General features: G+C 59.6%; 13 protein-coding genes. All 13 read left to right on the forward strand.

From position 1 onward, the window contains the following. Window positions 1-14 precede the first annotated feature (14 nt). The 13 genes from bamA to LDN12_RS15985 all read left to right on the forward strand — a co-directional run bounded on the left by bamA (window position 15) and on the right by LDN12_RS15985 (window position 15,187). Entirely contained in the window at window positions 15-2,327 is a 2,313-nt protein-coding gene (gene bamA / locus LDN12_RS15925; protein ID WP_308464321.1) for an outer membrane protein assembly factor BamA, read from the forward strand. Window positions 2,328-2,362: 35 nt separating this feature from the next. After that, a complete protein-coding gene (locus LDN12_RS15930) occupies window positions 2,363-2,881 on the forward strand; it encodes an OmpH family outer membrane protein (protein ID WP_223923641.1) in 519 nt (172 codons plus the stop codon). A 36-nt stretch (window positions 2,882-2,917) separates the two neighbouring features. Continuing rightward, window positions 2,918-3,961 (forward strand): UDP-3-O-(3-hydroxymyristoyl)glucosamine N-acyltransferase, encoded by a 1,044-nt coding sequence (gene lpxD, locus LDN12_RS15935; protein WP_223923642.1) that lies wholly within the window; start codon window positions 2,918-2,920, stop codon window positions 3,959-3,961. 152 nt (window positions 3,962-4,113) lie between these two features. Continuing rightward, window positions 4,114-4,557, forward strand: a complete 444-nt coding sequence (fabZ, locus tag LDN12_RS15940) for a 3-hydroxyacyl-ACP dehydratase FabZ (protein ID WP_223923643.1) — start codon at window positions 4,114-4,116, stop codon at window positions 4,555-4,557. Window positions 4,558-4,723: 166 nt separating this feature from the next. Then, window positions 4,724-5,503 (forward strand): acyl-ACP--UDP-N-acetylglucosamine O-acyltransferase, encoded by a 780-nt coding sequence (gene lpxA, locus LDN12_RS15945; RefSeq protein WP_223923644.1) that lies wholly within the window; start codon window positions 4,724-4,726, stop codon window positions 5,501-5,503. Beyond that, window positions 5,500-6,444, forward strand: a complete 945-nt coding sequence (locus LDN12_RS15950) for a Gfo/Idh/MocA family protein (protein WP_223923645.1) — start codon at window positions 5,500-5,502, stop codon at window positions 6,442-6,444. Before lpxA ends, LDN12_RS15950 begins: the two co-directional genes overlap by 4 nt. Next, entirely contained in the window at window positions 6,441-7,535 is a 1,095-nt protein-coding gene (locus LDN12_RS15955; RefSeq protein WP_223923646.1) for a DegT/DnrJ/EryC1/StrS aminotransferase family protein, read from the forward strand. Before LDN12_RS15950 ends, LDN12_RS15955 begins: the two co-directional genes overlap by 4 nt. A 54-nt stretch (window positions 7,536-7,589) precedes the next feature. Continuing rightward, window positions 7,590-8,744, forward strand: a complete 1,155-nt coding sequence (gene lpxB, locus LDN12_RS15960; RefSeq protein WP_223924090.1) for a lipid-A-disaccharide synthase — start codon at window positions 7,590-7,592, stop codon at window positions 8,742-8,744. Further along, complete coding sequence (locus LDN12_RS15965; protein ID WP_223923647.1) at window positions 8,741-10,492, forward strand: ABC transporter ATP-binding protein; 1,752 nt, start codon at window positions 8,741-8,743, stop codon at window positions 10,490-10,492. The genes lpxB and LDN12_RS15965 overlap by 4 nt, the downstream gene beginning before the upstream one ends. After that, complete coding sequence (locus LDN12_RS15970; RefSeq protein WP_223923648.1) at window positions 10,489-11,406, forward strand: lysophospholipid acyltransferase family protein; 918 nt, start codon at window positions 10,489-10,491, stop codon at window positions 11,404-11,406. Before LDN12_RS15965 ends, LDN12_RS15970 begins: the two co-directional genes overlap by 4 nt. After that, on the forward strand, window positions 11,400-12,086 hold the full coding sequence (locus LDN12_RS15975) for a methane monooxygenase/ammonia monooxygenase subunit C (protein ID WP_223923649.1): 687 nt from the start codon (window positions 11,400-11,402) through the stop codon (window positions 12,084-12,086). The genes LDN12_RS15970 and LDN12_RS15975 overlap by 7 nt, the downstream gene beginning before the upstream one ends. Next, window positions 12,074-13,384, forward strand: a complete 1,311-nt coding sequence (locus LDN12_RS15980; RefSeq protein WP_308464322.1) for a 3-deoxy-D-manno-octulosonic acid transferase — start codon at window positions 12,074-12,076, stop codon at window positions 13,382-13,384. Before LDN12_RS15975 ends, LDN12_RS15980 begins: the two co-directional genes overlap by 13 nt. A gap of 183 nt (window positions 13,385-13,567) precedes the next feature. Next, a complete protein-coding gene (locus LDN12_RS15985) occupies window positions 13,568-15,187 on the forward strand; it encodes a hypothetical protein (protein WP_223923650.1) in 1,620 nt (539 codons plus the stop codon). The last annotated feature ends 58 nt before the right edge of the window (window positions 15,188-15,245 follow it).

Here is a 15,245-nt window from a genome sequence, read left to right on the forward strand (position 1 = left end):
GTCTCGGGGGAAGAGTGCCCATATTTCGTGTGTTAGTGCTGATCATCTGTGCGTTGCAGCTTATGGTTGCCGGTGTGGCGAGGGCTGAAGGCGAAAAGATCGTCGAGGTGCGGATCACGGGTAATCACCGTATCGAATCGGCTGCCATCCTCAATGTCATCTCAACCAAGGCCGGCGATACCATGCGGGACGACAAGATCGACGCCGATATACGCGCCATTTATAAACTCGGTCAGTTTCAGGATATCAAGGCGGAAGTGGAGGACACCGGCAAGGGAACGGTCCTCGTCTATGCGGTGCAGGAAAAGCCGGTTGTTCGCGACATAAAATTCGAGGGAAACAAGGAACTCAGCAACGACAAGCTCAAGGACGCCCTGGAGTTCCGCCAGAACTCCATACTTTCCACTAAAGACCTTGCCAAGAGCGTCGCCAAGATGAAAAAGCTCTACGGCGACGAGGGATATTATCTGGCCGAGATCGATCCGGTGGTTGAAAAGCGTACGCCCACGGACCTTGCGATTACCTTCAAGGTTACGGAAGGAAAGAAGATCCTCATCCGCACCATTCATTTCGACGGCAACAAGGCCTTCAGCGACCGGCAGTTGCGCAAGGTTATGGAAACCAAGGAGAAATGGTTCCTGTCGTGGCTGACCGGGGCCGGCACGTACAAGGAGGAGGTGCTGAAAAACGACGCCTTGCTGATTGCCGACCACTATATGAATAACGGCTACATCAACGTCAAGGTGGGGGAGCCGGTCGTCAAACTGACCGAGGCCAAGGATGCCCTGGAGGCGTTCATCGGTATCACGGAAGGGGAACAGTACCGGGTCGGCGACGTCGATTTCAAAGGGGATCTCCTGGAACCGGTCAGCGAGCTGCGCAAGAAGATCAAGGACGAGCCGGGGCAGATATTCAGCCGGAGTGTCCTGCGCGGCGACATCGCGGCCCTGACCGACGTCTATGCCGACAAGGGCTATGCCTTTGTCAATGTCAATCCGCTGACAAAGGCGGACAATACGAAACTTACCATTGATTTGACCTTCGACATGGAAAAGGGCGAGCTGGTTTCCATCGAGCGGATCAACGTCGCCGGCAACCCCAAGACCCGCGACAAGGTGGTCCGCCGCGAACTGCGCATCACCGAGGGTGATCTCTACAGCGCCACCGGCATCAAGCGCAGCAAACAAAACCTGATGAATACCGGTTATTTCGAGGAAGCCAACCTTGCGACGGCCAAGGGGAGCGCCAGCAACAAACTCAATGTCAACGTGGATGTCAAAGAGAAGCCGACCGGCTCTTTCAGTATCGGCGGCGGTTACAGCTCCCTGGACGGCGTCATCGGCCAGGGCTCCGTGCAGCAATCCAACTTCCTTGGCCTGGGGCTCAAGGCGAATGTTTCCGGCTCCCTCGGCGGAAAGTCCCAGACCTATTCCCTCGGTCTCACCGACCCCTACTTCCTCGACACCAAGTGGACCCTGGGGGCCGACGTCTACCGGACGCAACGCGATTACAGCGACTACACCCGGCGTCTGACCGGCGGCGATATCAAGGGCGGCTATCCGATCAACGACTTTGTCGGGACCTTTTTCATGTACAAGTACGAGATCAAGGACATCTACAACCCCCAGCAGGCCTATCTGGATTTCAACGTGACCGACCCGGACAATTATCCGCTGGGGGTAACCACGACCAGTTCCATCATGGCCAGTATCACCCATAACAATACCGACTACCGTCTCGATCCCTCAACCGGCTTCATCAATTCGCTTACGGCGGAATTTGCCGGTCTGGGCGGCAACAACAAGTTTGCCCGGTATACCCTGGAGAATACCTGGTTCCATCCGATCTACAAGAAGCTGATATTCTCCACCAAGCTGGCCATGGGATATGTCCAGAAGGTGGGAGGACGGAAGGTGCCGATCGACGAGAAGTTCTACCTGGGCGGCATCTTTTCGCTCCGCGGCTATAAGGCCCGCACGGTTTCCCCGGTTAATCCCCTTCTGGTCGTGGACCACGGAACCATGTCGCCGTCCGATCAGAAAGTCTATCTGGGAGGTAACAAGGAGTTCTACGGCAATACGGAATTCACCTTCCCCATCCTCTCCGATGTGGGGGTCAAGGGGGTCGCGTTCTTCGACTACGGTAACGCAATCGACGATTCCTACAGCAAGATGTTCAGTTCGCTTCTGATGAGCTACGGTGGTGGGATCAGGTGGGCTTCGCCCTTGGGGCCGCTCCGTCTGGAGTACGGTATTCCCGTCAACCCTCGCCACGATCTGGATAGCCCCAGCGGCAGATTAGAGTTTTCGATCGGCAGCCTCTTTTAGGCTGCCTCACAATCCAAAAAAGGAGAACGTCAATCATGAGAAGGTTTATAGTGGCGGGAATCATGGCTCTTGCCTTTGCTGCGGGGACGGCGTCTGCTGCCGATGTCAAGATCGGCTACGTGGATATGCAGCGGGCGCTCAACAATTCCGAGGCGGGTAAAGAGGCCAAGGAACAGTTGGCGGCACGACTCAAGAAATACCAGGACGAGATCAACGGCAAGCAGGACGAACTCAAGAAGCTGAAGGACGAACTCGAGAAACAGGGCATGCTCCTGTCCGAAACGGCCCGGGCCAGCAAGGAGAAGGACTATCAGCAAAAGCTGAAGGAGTTCCAGCGTTTCACCAAGGACGCCCAGGACGAGCTTCAGGGCAAGGATGAAGAATTTACCCGCAAGATCCTCGAAGAGATGGAGAAGGTGATCAAGGAATACGGCCGCGCCAACGGTTACGCCTTTATCTTTGCCAAGAACGACAACCTGATGGTGTATGTGGACGATAAGAGCGATGTGACCGAGGACGTGCTGAAACTCTTCAATACCACCAAAAAGAAATAGCGGACATGTTGTACCGCTCTATTACAGGACCGTGATATGCAACAAAGCAAAACATTGAAGGAACTGGCCGATTACCTGGGCGGTGCGGTCAGGGGCGATGAAACGGTACGTGTTGGCGGACTTGCCCCCCTGGAAACGGCCGGGCCCGACACGGTCACGTTTCTGGCAAACCCCAAATATGCCGCCAAGGTCGCCCAGACGAAGGCCGGAGCGGTGCTGATGGCGCCCGGAGGCGAGGGCTATGGCCGCAATGTGATCGAGGTGGCCAACCCCTACCTGGGATTCGCCAAGCTTCTGACCCTCTTCTATACATTTCCCCATCCCCCCCTGGGCATATTGCCCGAATCGAACGTGGGAACCGGCGTGAAGCTGGGGGAAGGGATCAGTGTCTACCCCGGCGCCTGCGTCGGGAACAACGTCACCATCGGTGACCGGACCGTCATCCATAGCGGCGCCGTCATCTACGAGGGGGCCGTGATCGGCGATGACTGCGTGGTGCACGCCAATGCGGTAATCCGCGAACGGTGCCGTCTCGGCAACCGGGTGATCATCCAGCCCGGAGCGGTCATAGGGAGCGACGGGTTCGGATATGCCCCGGATGGTCGCGGTTACTATCGTATTCCCCAGATCGGCATCGTGGTGCTGGAAGACGATGTGGAGGTCGGCGCCAATACGACTATCGACCGGGCCGCCCTGGAGGTGACCCTGATAAAGCGGGGCACCAAACTCGACAATCTGGTGCAGATCGCCCATAATTGCCAGATCGGGAACGATTGCATGATCGTCTCCCAGGTGGGGATATCGGGCAGCACCACGGTTGGCGACCATGTGACCCTGGCCGGACAGGTCGGCGTTGCCGGCCATCTTACCATCGGCGACAACGTGATGGTGGGGGCCAAGTCGGGGGTGCCCAACTCCCTGGCCGCCAATGCCGGCTACAGCGGCTATCCGGCCCAGCCGCACAAGGAGTGGCTCAAGTCCATGGCGGTTGTCGCCAACCTGCCGACCCTGAAGAAAACGGTCAGCAGTCTGGAGAAACGCATTGCCGAACTGGAAGAGCAGATAAAAAATAAGATCTGATTTGCCACGGAGCCACAGAGGCCCGGAGGAAAATCAGAAGCAGAGTTACAGGCGTTTTTGAATAGAATTCCGTCTTTGACGTTCTCCGCGTCTCTGTGGTTCCGTGGCAGATGATTTTTGTGGTACCTATTTCAATTTCAACGAGGTTTCCCATGCTAATGGACGTCAATGAAATCATGAAGATCCTTCCCCACCGTTACCCCTTCCTCATGGTCGATCGGATCGTTGAGCTGGAGCACGGCAAACGCTGCGTCGGAATCAAGAACGTCACCATCAACGAGCCCTTTTTCCAGGGGCACTTTCCCGGCCATCCGGTCATGCCGGGGGTGCTGATCATTGAGGCCATGGCCCAGGTTGCCGGTATCATGGCCTACCTGGCTTCTGATGATGAAACGAAAAAGAAGGTCAGTTATTTCATGTCCATCGACAATGCGAAGTTCAGAAAGCCGGTATTCCCGGGGGACCAACTGCGCATCGTGATCGAAACGACCCTCAACCGCCGCGGAATATGGGGGGTTGACGGCAAGGCGTTCGTGGGCGAAACCCTGGTCACCGAGGCTGCCCTTAAGGCGACCTTTGCCGACAAGGCCGCGTAGTAAAACGTTAACAGACCAAGGTTGTTCAAAAATAGTCAGATCGTCGCACCCGCAGAAAGCCCTGCGGAGGCGTAGCAGGGCTACGCCGCACAAAAGGGCTTTCGAGGATGGCGGCGAGATGGCTGTTTTTGAACAACCTCTTAGAAAATCAGCGGGGAGAGTTCCTATGATACACCCAAGCGCGATAATAGAGCCGAGCGCACAACTGGCGTCCGACGTCGAAGTAGGCCCCTATGCGATCATCGGGAAACATGCCATCATCGGCAAGGGCACCAAGATCGGTGCCCATACCGTGATCGGCGACTGGACGGAGATCGGCGAGAATAACCAGATCTTCCACCAGGCCTCGGTCGGCGCCCCGCCCCAGGATCTGAAATACCGGGGTGAAGAAACCTGGACCCGCATCGGCGACAACAACATGGTCCGTGAATTTGCCACGATCCACCGCGGCACGGTTTCGGGCCATGGCGAGACCGTAGTAGGCAGCAACAACCTCTTCATGGCTTATTCCCACGTGGCCCACGACTGCCGCATCGGCAGCAACGTGGTCATGGCCAACGTGGCGACCCTGGCCGGGCATGTTACGATCGAGGACCATGTCATTCTGGGCGGTCTGGTGGCGGTACATCAATTCGCCACGGTCGGCGCCCACGCCATGATCGGCGGAGGCACCCTGATCGGCCTGGATATCCCGCCGTACATGATTGCCACCTCGGGCAAGCGTGACGCCAAACTGCGGGGGCTGAACCTGATCGGCCTCAAGCGGAGAGGGTTCACGGACGAGGCGATCAATAACCTGAAAAAGGCCTACAAGACGCTTTTCATGGCAGGTCTGAAGCTTGACGACGCTGTTGCCCGTCTCAAGGGGGAGATCAAGGGGTGCCCTGAGGTGGACTATCTGCTGGCTTTCATCGAACGCTCCGAACGCGGGGTTTGTCGCGGATGACCGCCCTCAGGACGGCCGTCATAGGCGTTGGCTACCTGGGTAACTTCCATGCCCAGAAGTACGCCGCCATCCCCGATGTGGAGTTGGTGGGTGTCGTGGACAACGACCCGAAGCGAGCCGCCGAGATTGCAGCGGCCTTGGGGACAACCGCCTACAGCGATCACCGGGACCTGATCGGCAAGGTGGATGCGGTCAGCGTGGTCGTCCCGACCCAGTTCCACCACACTGTTGCCCGCGATTTCCTGGCAGCCGGCGTCCACGTGCTGATAGAGAAGCCGATCACGGTCACCACGGCTGAGGCCGACGAACTGATCTCCCTTGCCGAAGAGCGCAAGCTGGTCTTTCAGGTCGGCCACCTGGAACGCTTCAATCCGGTCCTGGTGGCGTTGGGGGACATCCTCCGCGAGCCACTCTTCATCGAGTCGGTACGCATCGCTCCCTTCAAACCGCGCGGTACGGATGTGAACGTGGTCCTGGACCTGATGATCCACGATATCGACATCATCCAGCACATCGTGGGCTCTCCGGTGGAGCGCATCGATGCCGTCGGCGCGCCGGTGTTCACCGGCGAGGAGGATATCGCCAACGCCCGGATCGTTTTTGAGAACGGCTGTGTGGCCAACGTGACCGCCAGCCGCATCAGCCTGAAGAGCGAACGCAAAATGCGCATATTCCAGCGGGATGCCTACATAACCCTGGACTTCCAGAACCGCAAGCTGCTGGTGGCCCAGAAAGGGAGCGGCGAGCTGTTTCCCGGGGTCCCCAACGTAAAGGTCGACGAGCGGGAACTGGGGCAGGCCGATGCGCTCAAAAACGAGATAGAATCGTTCATCGAGGCCATAAGAGAAGGGAAGCAGCCGCAGGTGAGCGGCAGGGAAGGGAAGATGGCGCTGGAGACGGCGCTCAAAATCAACGTAAGCCTGAAAAGGACACACCCATGATACCGATGGTAGACCTCAAAACCCAATATCACACCCTGAAAGCGGAGATCGATACGGCAGTTCTCGCCGCCCTGGAGAGCAGCCAGTTCATCCTGGGGCCCAATGTGACCGCCCTGGAGCAGGAGGCCGCGGCCTACCTCGGCTCTCCCCATGCCGTTACCTGCGCATCGGGCACCGACGCCCTGCACCTGGCCATTCTGGCGGCCGGCATCGGTCCGGGGGATGAGGTCATCACGTCTCCGTTCACCTTTATCGCCACGGCCGAGGCCATCTGCTATGCCGGCGCCACGCCGGTATTCGTGGATATCGATCCCCAAACCTTCAACCTCGACCCGGCCATGGTCGAAAAAGCCATCACACCGCGTACCAAGGCGATCATACCGGTGCACCTCTTCGGCCAGCCGGCGGACATGGCTGCATTCGCGGCCATCTGCGGGAAGCATGACCTGCTCCTCATCGAGGATTGCGCCCAGTCCTTCGGCGCCGCGATCGATGGCCGCATGACCGGCACCATCGGCCTTCTGGGCTGTTTCAGCTTTTTCCCCAGCAAGAATCTGGGATGCTACGGCGACGGCGGCATGGTCACCTGCGCCACGGCCGAGTTGGCCGAACAGGTCAAGGTGCTGCGCAACCACGGCAGCCGGGTACGCTACCACCACAGTATGATCGGCTTCAACAGCCGTCTTGACGACATCCAGGCCGCCATCCTGCGGGTGAAGCTCAAGCGGATCGACGAATTCAACGCCGGCCGCCGCCGCGTGGCGCAGCTCTACTCCTCCCTGCTGGCAGACGTGGCGACCGTTCCCCACGAGGACGGCAAAGGGGTGCATGTCTATCACCAGTACACGATCCTGACCGACCGGCGCGATGCCGTCATGGCCAAACTCTCCGAACAGCAGATCGCCTCTGCCGTCTACTACCCCATCCCGCTCCACAAGCAGGACGTTTTTGCCCAAGCCTGCGCAGGTGTCAGCCTGCCGGTGGCCGAGGCCGTGGCCAGTCGTTGCATGTCGCTCCCCGTCTATCCCGAAATGCCCGATGCGTCGGTGCGCCTGGTGGCGGAAACCGTCAAAGAGGTACTGGTTGGATAATTTATGTGTATGTGTCCCCCCTGTTGTTGAAGGGATGTGTGCCTGATGTCCGACATGACTCCATCGACGACGCGACGGAACATTATGATCGTGGCGGGCGAAGCCTCCGGCGACATCTACGGTGCCGATCTGGCCCGGGAAGCGCTCAAGCTGGACCCGTCGCTGCGTTTCTTCGGCATCGGCGGCGCGCGCATGCGCGAGGCGGGGGTCGAAACCCTGGTGGATTCGGCCGATATGGCCGTGGTAGGCCTTGTGGAGGTGCTCAAGCATTTCGACGTCATCTCGGGAGCCTTCCTCAAACTCAAACGCATCCTGACTTCCGACCGCCCGGACTTGCTGATCCTGATCGACTACCCCGGATTCAACCTGCGCCTGGCCAAGGCGGCCCGCAAGGCCGGGGTAAGGGTGCTGTACTACATCAGCCCCCAGATCTGGGCCTGGCGCCAGGGGCGGGTCAGAAAGATCGCCCGGCTGGTGGATCACATGGCGGTGATCCTCCCCTTTGAAGCGCCTTTTTACGAGCGTGCCGGCGTGCCGGTGTCGTTTGTGGGGCATCCCATGATCGACCTGGTCAAGGTTGCCGCCGGGCGGGACGAGGCGGCCACCGGCTTCGGGCTGGACCCCGGCCGCAGGATCGTCGGGCTCTTCCCCGGCAGTCGCAGGAACGAGATCGAACGCCTCCTGCCGGTGATCATCGACGCCGCCGTCCTGCTGAAAAAGCGTTTCCCCGACGTCCAGTTCGTGCTGCCCCTGGCATCCACGTTGCGCGATGAGGACATAACCCCGCAACTTGCGGCGGCAGGGCTTGAGGTCGTCATCACCCGCGAACGGATTCACAACCTGATCCGGGCCAGCGATGCCGTCATCTCCGTTTCGGGCACCGTCACCCTGGAAATTGCCCTGGTCGGTACGCCCATGGTCATCATCTACAAGCTCTCGCCCCTCACCTACCAACTGGCAAAACGCCTGGTGAAGGTGGACAATATCGGACTTTGCAATATCGTCGCCGGGAAAACCGTCGTCAGGGAACTCATTCAGGAAGAGGCCAATCCCGCCAGGATCGCGGACGAGATAGGTTTGATCCTGACGGATGCGGGGTACGCGGGGACAATCAGGGAAGAATTGGCGGCCGTACGGGAGAGGTTAGGCGGTGGCGGCGCCTCCGCGAATGTGGCACGACTGATACTGGCAACAATGGACAATCAATGAAATCAACACTGTTTCGCACGCTCGGTTTTTTCAGGCCCTATTGGAGGCTTTTGGTAATCTCAGCGCTCTGCTCGGCAATCGTGGGGGGCATGGACGGTGCCTTCGCCTATCTGGTCGAGCCGGTTCTGAAGAAAATCTTCGCCGGCAAGGATACCGGCATCTTCCTGCTCGTTCCCGTGGGGATCATCGTTCTGTTCGTCGTCAGGGGGTTGGCCCGCTTTACCTACGATACCACCATCAAGCTGGCCGGCCAGAAGGCGATCCAGGACATCCGCAATTCCCTCTACGCCGCCACGATGCGCCAGGATATGGCATTTTACAACCGTCAAGCTACCGGCGAGCTGATGTCGCGCATGACCAACGACATCGCCCAGATGCAGGAGGGGATTGGCCAGGTGGTCACCGGACTGTTCCGCGATATGATCTCGGCCGTTTCGCTGCTGGGGGTGGTCTTTTACCGTAACTGGGAACTGGCCGTCATCTCGTTCGTGGTAATTCCGGCCACGGCCTACCCTGCCCAGTTGATCGGCAAAAAGATCAAGAACGCCTCCGGACGCAGCCTCAATGTCATGGGTGGCCTGACGTCCATCCTCCAGGAGACCTTCTCCGGCGTCAAGGTCATCAAGGCGTTTGGCCTGGAAGATCGCACCATCGCCCGCTTCCACGCGACCAACCTGGAGTTCTTCCGCCAGATCCGTCGCTACATAAAGTACGAGTCCCTGGCCATGCCGGTCTCCGAGGCCATTATCTCTCTGGGGGTGGCCGGCGTGATCTACTTCGGCGGCAACCAGGTCATGTCGGGCCGCATGACCGCCTCGGAATTCTTTTCGTTCATCGCCGCCATGGTCATGATGTTCACGCCGATCAAAAAACTGCAGGGATCGTACAATGTGGTTCAGCGCTCGGCCGGCGCCGCGGAGCGCGTATTCGATCTCTTGGACGAGCGACGGGCCATCGTCGATCGTCCCGGAGCGGTGGACATCGGCCGTTCGTCCGGGCAGGTCGAGTTTCGCCATGTCTCCTTCAGTTACGGCGGTGAGCCGGTCCTTCAGGATGTTTCCCTGACCGCCGAAAGCAACCGTATGGTCGCCCTCGTGGGGCCGTCGGGAGGCGGGAAGTCCACCCTGGTCTCCCTGATCTCCCGTTTCTACGACGTAAGCGAAGGTGCCGTCTTTATCGACGGCCGCGACATCCGCGATGTAACCATATCATCCCTGGTATCCCAAATCGCGCTGGTCGATCAGGAAACCACCCTGTTCAACGAGAGCATCGCCAACAACATCCGTTACGGGAAACCGGGCGCCACCCTGGAAGAGGTGGTGGAGGCTGCCAAGGCCGCCTTTGCCCATGATTTCATCCAGCAGTTGCCCGACGGGTACGACACCAACATCGGAGACCGGGGGCTGCGCCTGTCCGGGGGACAGCGCCAGCGCATCTGCATCGCCAGGGCGCTTCTCAAGAATGCGCCGATCCTGATACTGGACGAGGCCACCAGCGCCCTGGACACGGAAAGCGAACAGATGGTGCAAAAGGCCCTGGACAACCTGATGATCAACCGTACCACTTTTGTCATCGCCCACCGCCTCTCCACCGTGTTGCATGCCGACACCATCATCGTTCTTGAAAATGGTCGTATCGTGGAACGAGGCTCCCATGACGACCTGCTGAAGAACAGCAGTCTCTACAGCAGGCTTCACTCGCTGCAATTCAGCGACCGTAACGCCGGTGCCCCCGTTAACGAGCCATGAAACGCCTTTTCTGGTCAGTCCAGACAGCCCTGTTCTATCTTTTTACCCTGGCTGCGGCAGCTATCCCGGGGAGTCTCATTCCTCCGGCCGGAAAAGCGATCGGCGGCCTCATGGCCCTGTTTCTGCGCAAACGGCGCGGCATCGCCGTCGATAACATTCGCCGGGCGCTTCCGTTCATGACAAAGCACCCCGACTGGACGTGCCCCCTGGACGCCCCCGAGGCAATTGCCCGGGAACTGTTCCGGCACCTGGGGATTTCGTTGCTTGAGGTCAGCCGGTTGTATCACGGCGGGGGTGACGCCATCATCGGCAACGTCGAGATCAGGGGCCGGGAAAACTTTGAGCACGCCCGGACACGCCACAAAGGGATCATCTTCGTCACCGGTCATTGCGGCAACTGGGAATTGATGGCTCTGGCCTTCGCCCGAGCGTATGACGAGCCCGTTTCGGTCGTGGCACGCCGGCAGAACAATCCCTACCTGAACGTCATGGTGGAAAAAATGCGGCTGCATTACCGCAACACGGTCATTTACAAAGATGGCGGCCTGCGGCAGATGCTCGGCGTCCTGAAAAAGGGCGGTATTATCGGCATATTGGCGGATCAGGCCGTCTTCCCCGAAGATGGGGCGCTGATCGACGTCCTGGGCAGAAAAGCGTGGGCCAGCAAGGCGCCGGTCATCATCGGCCGGAAGACCGGAGCGGCCCTGATACCGATTTTCATTCACCGCGAAGGGTGCAGGAACGTCATCACCCTGTACCCGGAATACGAACTGGGCAGCGACACGTCCGAACAAGGCGTCCAGCGTGACGTCCAGGCCTTGTCGCGCTATGTGGAGAACTTTGCCGTCGCGCACCCGTCGGAGTGGTACTGGGTGCATCGACGCTGGAAGCGGGCCGGGGAGCCGTCATGTTGAACAGCAAGCTTGTCGATTTCGGAGTGCCGATTGCTGCGCTGGCTGCGGCAAGCGCCTTGATCGCGCTTACCGGGACGGATTTGAAGGTTTCGGCGTTTTTCCACATCAACGGCGCCTGGCCTGTGGGAGACGCCCAGCCGTGGCACTTTCTGTACCTCTACGGCTTTTACCCCGCCTATATTCTGGGAGGGGCCGCCCTGGTGCTGTTCGCGGCCGGCTTCGCCAAACCCCGGCTGGCGCCTTTCAGAAAAGGAGCCGCCTTCCTGGTGCTCCTGTTGATGCTGGGGCCCGGCCTGCTGGTCAACACGGTACTCAAGGACCATTGGGGGCGTCCGCGTCCACGGGACATTACCCTGTTCGGGGGGGAAAGAACCTTCCAGAACCCGTGGGTAGAGGGGGCCGCGAACAATGGGAAGTCGTTTCCATCGGGGCACGGCGCATCGGCCTTTTACCTGGCCATGCCGTTCTTCGTGCTGCGCCGCCGTTCACCACGGATCGCCCGGCGGGTATTCACGCTCGGCATGCTCTACGGCGTCGCGATGGGGGTGGCCCGTGTCGCCCAGGGGGGGCACTTTGTCAGCGATATCCTGTGGGCCTGGGGGGTGGTTCACCTCACTGCGGTGGTACTCTACTACCTGATGGGCCTCGACCGGGAGAAGATTCCCGAGTGCGGGGCTTGAGCCCCGCCATGTTCTACACGGCCTACAATATACTCTCCCTTGTTCTGCTGGTACCGGCGCTCCTCTACCATCTGTACCGTTCTATCAGCCGCGGCCGTCCGGCAGCCCTGGGCGAACGCTTCGGCCATATTTCCCCGCAGGAACTCGCCCTGATCGCCGACCGTCCGGTGATCTGGCTTCATGCCGTGTCGGTGGGCGAATCCGTTGCCGCCCGGCCGCTACTCAAGGCATTGCGCCGGCAGTACCCCGGCCATGCCATCGTGGTCTCCAACACCACAGAGACCGGACGCGGGGTCACATCCGGCTTTCCCGAAAAAGACCTGTGCATCTATTTCCCTTTTGATTTCCTCCCGGCCGTGCGCCGCACCCTGGACGCCATTAAGCCGGCGCTGGTCGTCATCATGGAAACCGAGATCTGGCCCAATTTCAACCGGGAGGCGGCCAGACGCGGCATACCGGTCATTCTGGCCAACGGCCGCATCTCGGACCGCTCCTATGGCCGCTACCTGAAGTTTGCCTGGTTCTTCCGCCACGCCCTGGAGTTCTGTTCCGCGTTATGCATGCAGACCGCCACCGACCGGGAGCGGATCGTTGCCATCGGAGCGCCGGCGGAGCGGGTGCTGACAACGGGCAACCTCAAGTATGACATCCCCTGCCGCCAGGTGTCGCCGGATGAACGGGCAACCCTGAGGGCGCGCTACGCCATTCCCGAGGGGATGACCGTCGTCACGGCCGCCAGCACTCATCCCGGCGAAGAGGAACCGGTCCTGAACGCCTTTCGGGAACTCCTGGCGACCCACGACCCACTCATGCTGGTCCTGGTGCCGCGCCATCCCGAACGGACCGTTCAGGTCGCGGGCCTTCTGGACAAGGCCGGCCTGCCGTTCCTGCGGCGCACGGCCCTGGCGGCGGACGGGCTCCCTTTGTTTTCCGGCGGGTCGGTACTGTTGGTGGACACGGTGGGCGAACTGATGGACATCTACGCCCTGTCGGACTTGGCCTTCGTGGGGGGCAGCCTGGTGGCGACCGGCGGCCATAACCTGCTGGAACCGGCTTCCCTGGGTATCCCGTTCGTCTTCGGCCCCCACATGACCAATTTCAGGGAGATTGCCGCACTGGTGCTGAAATACCGGGCCGGGGTCCAGGTGGATGATGCCGCAGGCCTGGCCACGGCTTGCCGCACCTTGCTCGAAGATACACGGCGCCGCCGGGAGATTGGGGCAAACGGGCTGGCCATGGTGCGGGACAACGGGGGGGCCACCGAGCGGCACATGGCGGTCATAGCCGGGTATGCGTGAAGTTTGCGGCCGGAAGATGGTTGCCCCTTGAAACAACCGTTGCCCATGGGCCAAGATTATGATTTCTTTGTGGCCTTTGCATTTTTTGGATGAACAAGTGCTGTTTTTAGGTTAATAAAAAAGCCGGATGACGTATAATAACCGGCTGAATAGTACCGCTACCAATCCGATGAGGTGGATTCCATGCAGAAAACTATGTTGTTGATGGCGGCGCTGGTGCTGTCGCTGTTCATTTCCGGGTGCGGCGGCGGAGGTGCGTCCACAAGCGTTGTCGCCAGCACTACCAAGGCGATCACCGCTACGGAGGTCTCCGGGCAGACGTTTTACGTTGTGCCGCTCAAAAGTCAGTCCTATACGGCTTTCCAGACCTATTCGGGCGCCACAAGCCATGATTGGTACAGTAGCCTCAGCAACCCTCCGGACCTTGCTACCAAACAGGGGACGTGGTCAGTATCTTCGACGGATGGAACCCTCTCGTTTAACGATACCTCCGGCAACCCCGTTTACACATTCACTCGTGTTCAGGTCGAGCCCGCTACTGCAACCCTTGGCGCCGACAAGTCGAGTTTGGATTACTGGCTGGTCTACGAACAAAAGACTCAAAAGAATTGCAGGGTCTATTTTGATCAGACAAAAGCGAGTACCTACATAGCGTCTGCGGTTGTGCAAAACGGCTTAATGGGGGGGGCGATCCAAAAAACCGCGCTTGCCACGACATTTGCCAATGTCTCGACGGTTACGGGCGTCACCGGCACATCCGGATTCAGCGACTATAGCACCGCGAATGGGCCGCCTGCAAAATTCGGCAGGCCGGTCGGCATTACCACTACGGACGGATCGACCTTTTTCGCGCTGGATTACAGCAATAATTATATCCGCATGCTTAAGCCCGATTCGAACGGGGTCATGCAGGTCAAGACGCTGAAAACCAGCGGCGGGGTGGCCCTCACACTGAACGGCCCCACCGATATCACAACGGACGGGACCAACCTGTATGTGGCGGATACCAGCAACTACGTGATCCGCAAGATAACACCCGATGTTGACGCCAATCAAGTTCCGACGGGCAGTTGGACCATGATGTCGCTGGCTGGAACCGGCGCTTCCGGTTCGGTGGACGGCACGGGAAACACCACGACGACGACCGGCACGGCGCGTTTCGCCTACCCCCTTGGCATCACCACGGACGGGACGAACCTGTACGTCACGGACAACCATGCGATCCGCAAGGTCGTCATTTCCACCGGCGAGGTTACGACCCTTGCCGGTTCCCCCGGCACGGCCGGCTCGGATAACGGCACGGGTACCGCCGCCCGTTTCAATTTTCCGAACCGCATCACCACGGACGGGACGAACCTGTATGTGACGGATGTGAATAATTACGCCATCCGCAAAGTCGTGATCGCCACGGGAGTAGTTACGAAGATAGCAGGCATCGTCGGTACCTCCGGCTATCATGATGATGCTGGGGTCAGCGCGACCTTCAGCGGCCCCGAAGGCATCACCACGGACGGGACCTATCTGTATGTAACCGATTGGGGACGGGTGGTCTCGGGCAACCCGGTGGTGGGGCAGACCGTTCGCCAGATAGAGCTGGCTTCCGGTAACTATGTCGTTACGACGATAGCCGGTGTGTCGGGTCATGTTAATGTCAGGGACAGTAGCGACAATCTTCCCGACCCGGGCGGCATCACGACCACCCAGGGTGTTTATTTCTATTGCCCCGCCGGCATCACCACGGACGGCACCAGTCTCTTTGTGGCGGATTCCTTGAACTATACGATCCGGCGGATCTATAACTAGGTAGCCTGATGGTCATGGTCCGGGCCGCCGGTTTCGTTCCCGGCGGCCCGGAGCTTTC

Source organism: Geobacter sp. AOG2 (assembly GCF_019972295.1).
GTDB lineage: Bacteria > Desulfobacterota > Desulfuromonadia > Geobacterales > Pseudopelobacteraceae > Oryzomonas.

Bases quoted from the DNA above. Each gene is read 5' to 3' on its own strand.
- LDN12_RS15930 (WP_223923641.1), top strand. From the start codon at position 2,363: ATGAGAAGGTTTATAGTGGCGGGAATCATGGCTCTTGCCTTTGCTGCG.
- lpxD (WP_223923642.1), top strand. From the start codon at position 2,918: ATGCAACAAAGCAAAACATTGAAGGAACTGGCCGATTACCTGGGCGGT.
- fabZ (WP_223923643.1), top strand. From the start codon at position 4,114: ATGCTAATGGACGTCAATGAAATCATGAAGATCCTTCCCCACCGTTAC.
- lpxA (WP_223923644.1), top strand. From the start codon at position 4,724: ATGATACACCCAAGCGCGATAATAGAGCCGAGCGCACAACTGGCGTCC.
- LDN12_RS15950 (WP_223923645.1), top strand. From the start codon at position 5,500: ATGACCGCCCTCAGGACGGCCGTCATAGGCGTTGGCTACCTGGGTAAC.
- LDN12_RS15955 (WP_223923646.1), top strand. From the start codon at position 6,441: ATGATACCGATGGTAGACCTCAAAACCCAATATCACACCCTGAAAGCG.
- lpxB (WP_223924090.1), top strand. From the start codon at position 7,590: ATGACTCCATCGACGACGCGACGGAACATTATGATCGTGGCGGGCGAA.
- LDN12_RS15965 (WP_223923647.1), top strand. From the start codon at position 8,741: ATGAAATCAACACTGTTTCGCACGCTCGGTTTTTTCAGGCCCTATTGG.
- LDN12_RS15970 (WP_223923648.1), top strand. From the start codon at position 10,489: ATGAAACGCCTTTTCTGGTCAGTCCAGACAGCCCTGTTCTATCTTTTT.
- LDN12_RS15975 (WP_223923649.1), top strand. From the start codon at position 11,400: ATGTTGAACAGCAAGCTTGTCGATTTCGGAGTGCCGATTGCTGCGCTG.
- LDN12_RS15985 (WP_223923650.1), top strand. From the start codon at position 13,568: ATGCAGAAAACTATGTTGTTGATGGCGGCGCTGGTGCTGTCGCTGTTC.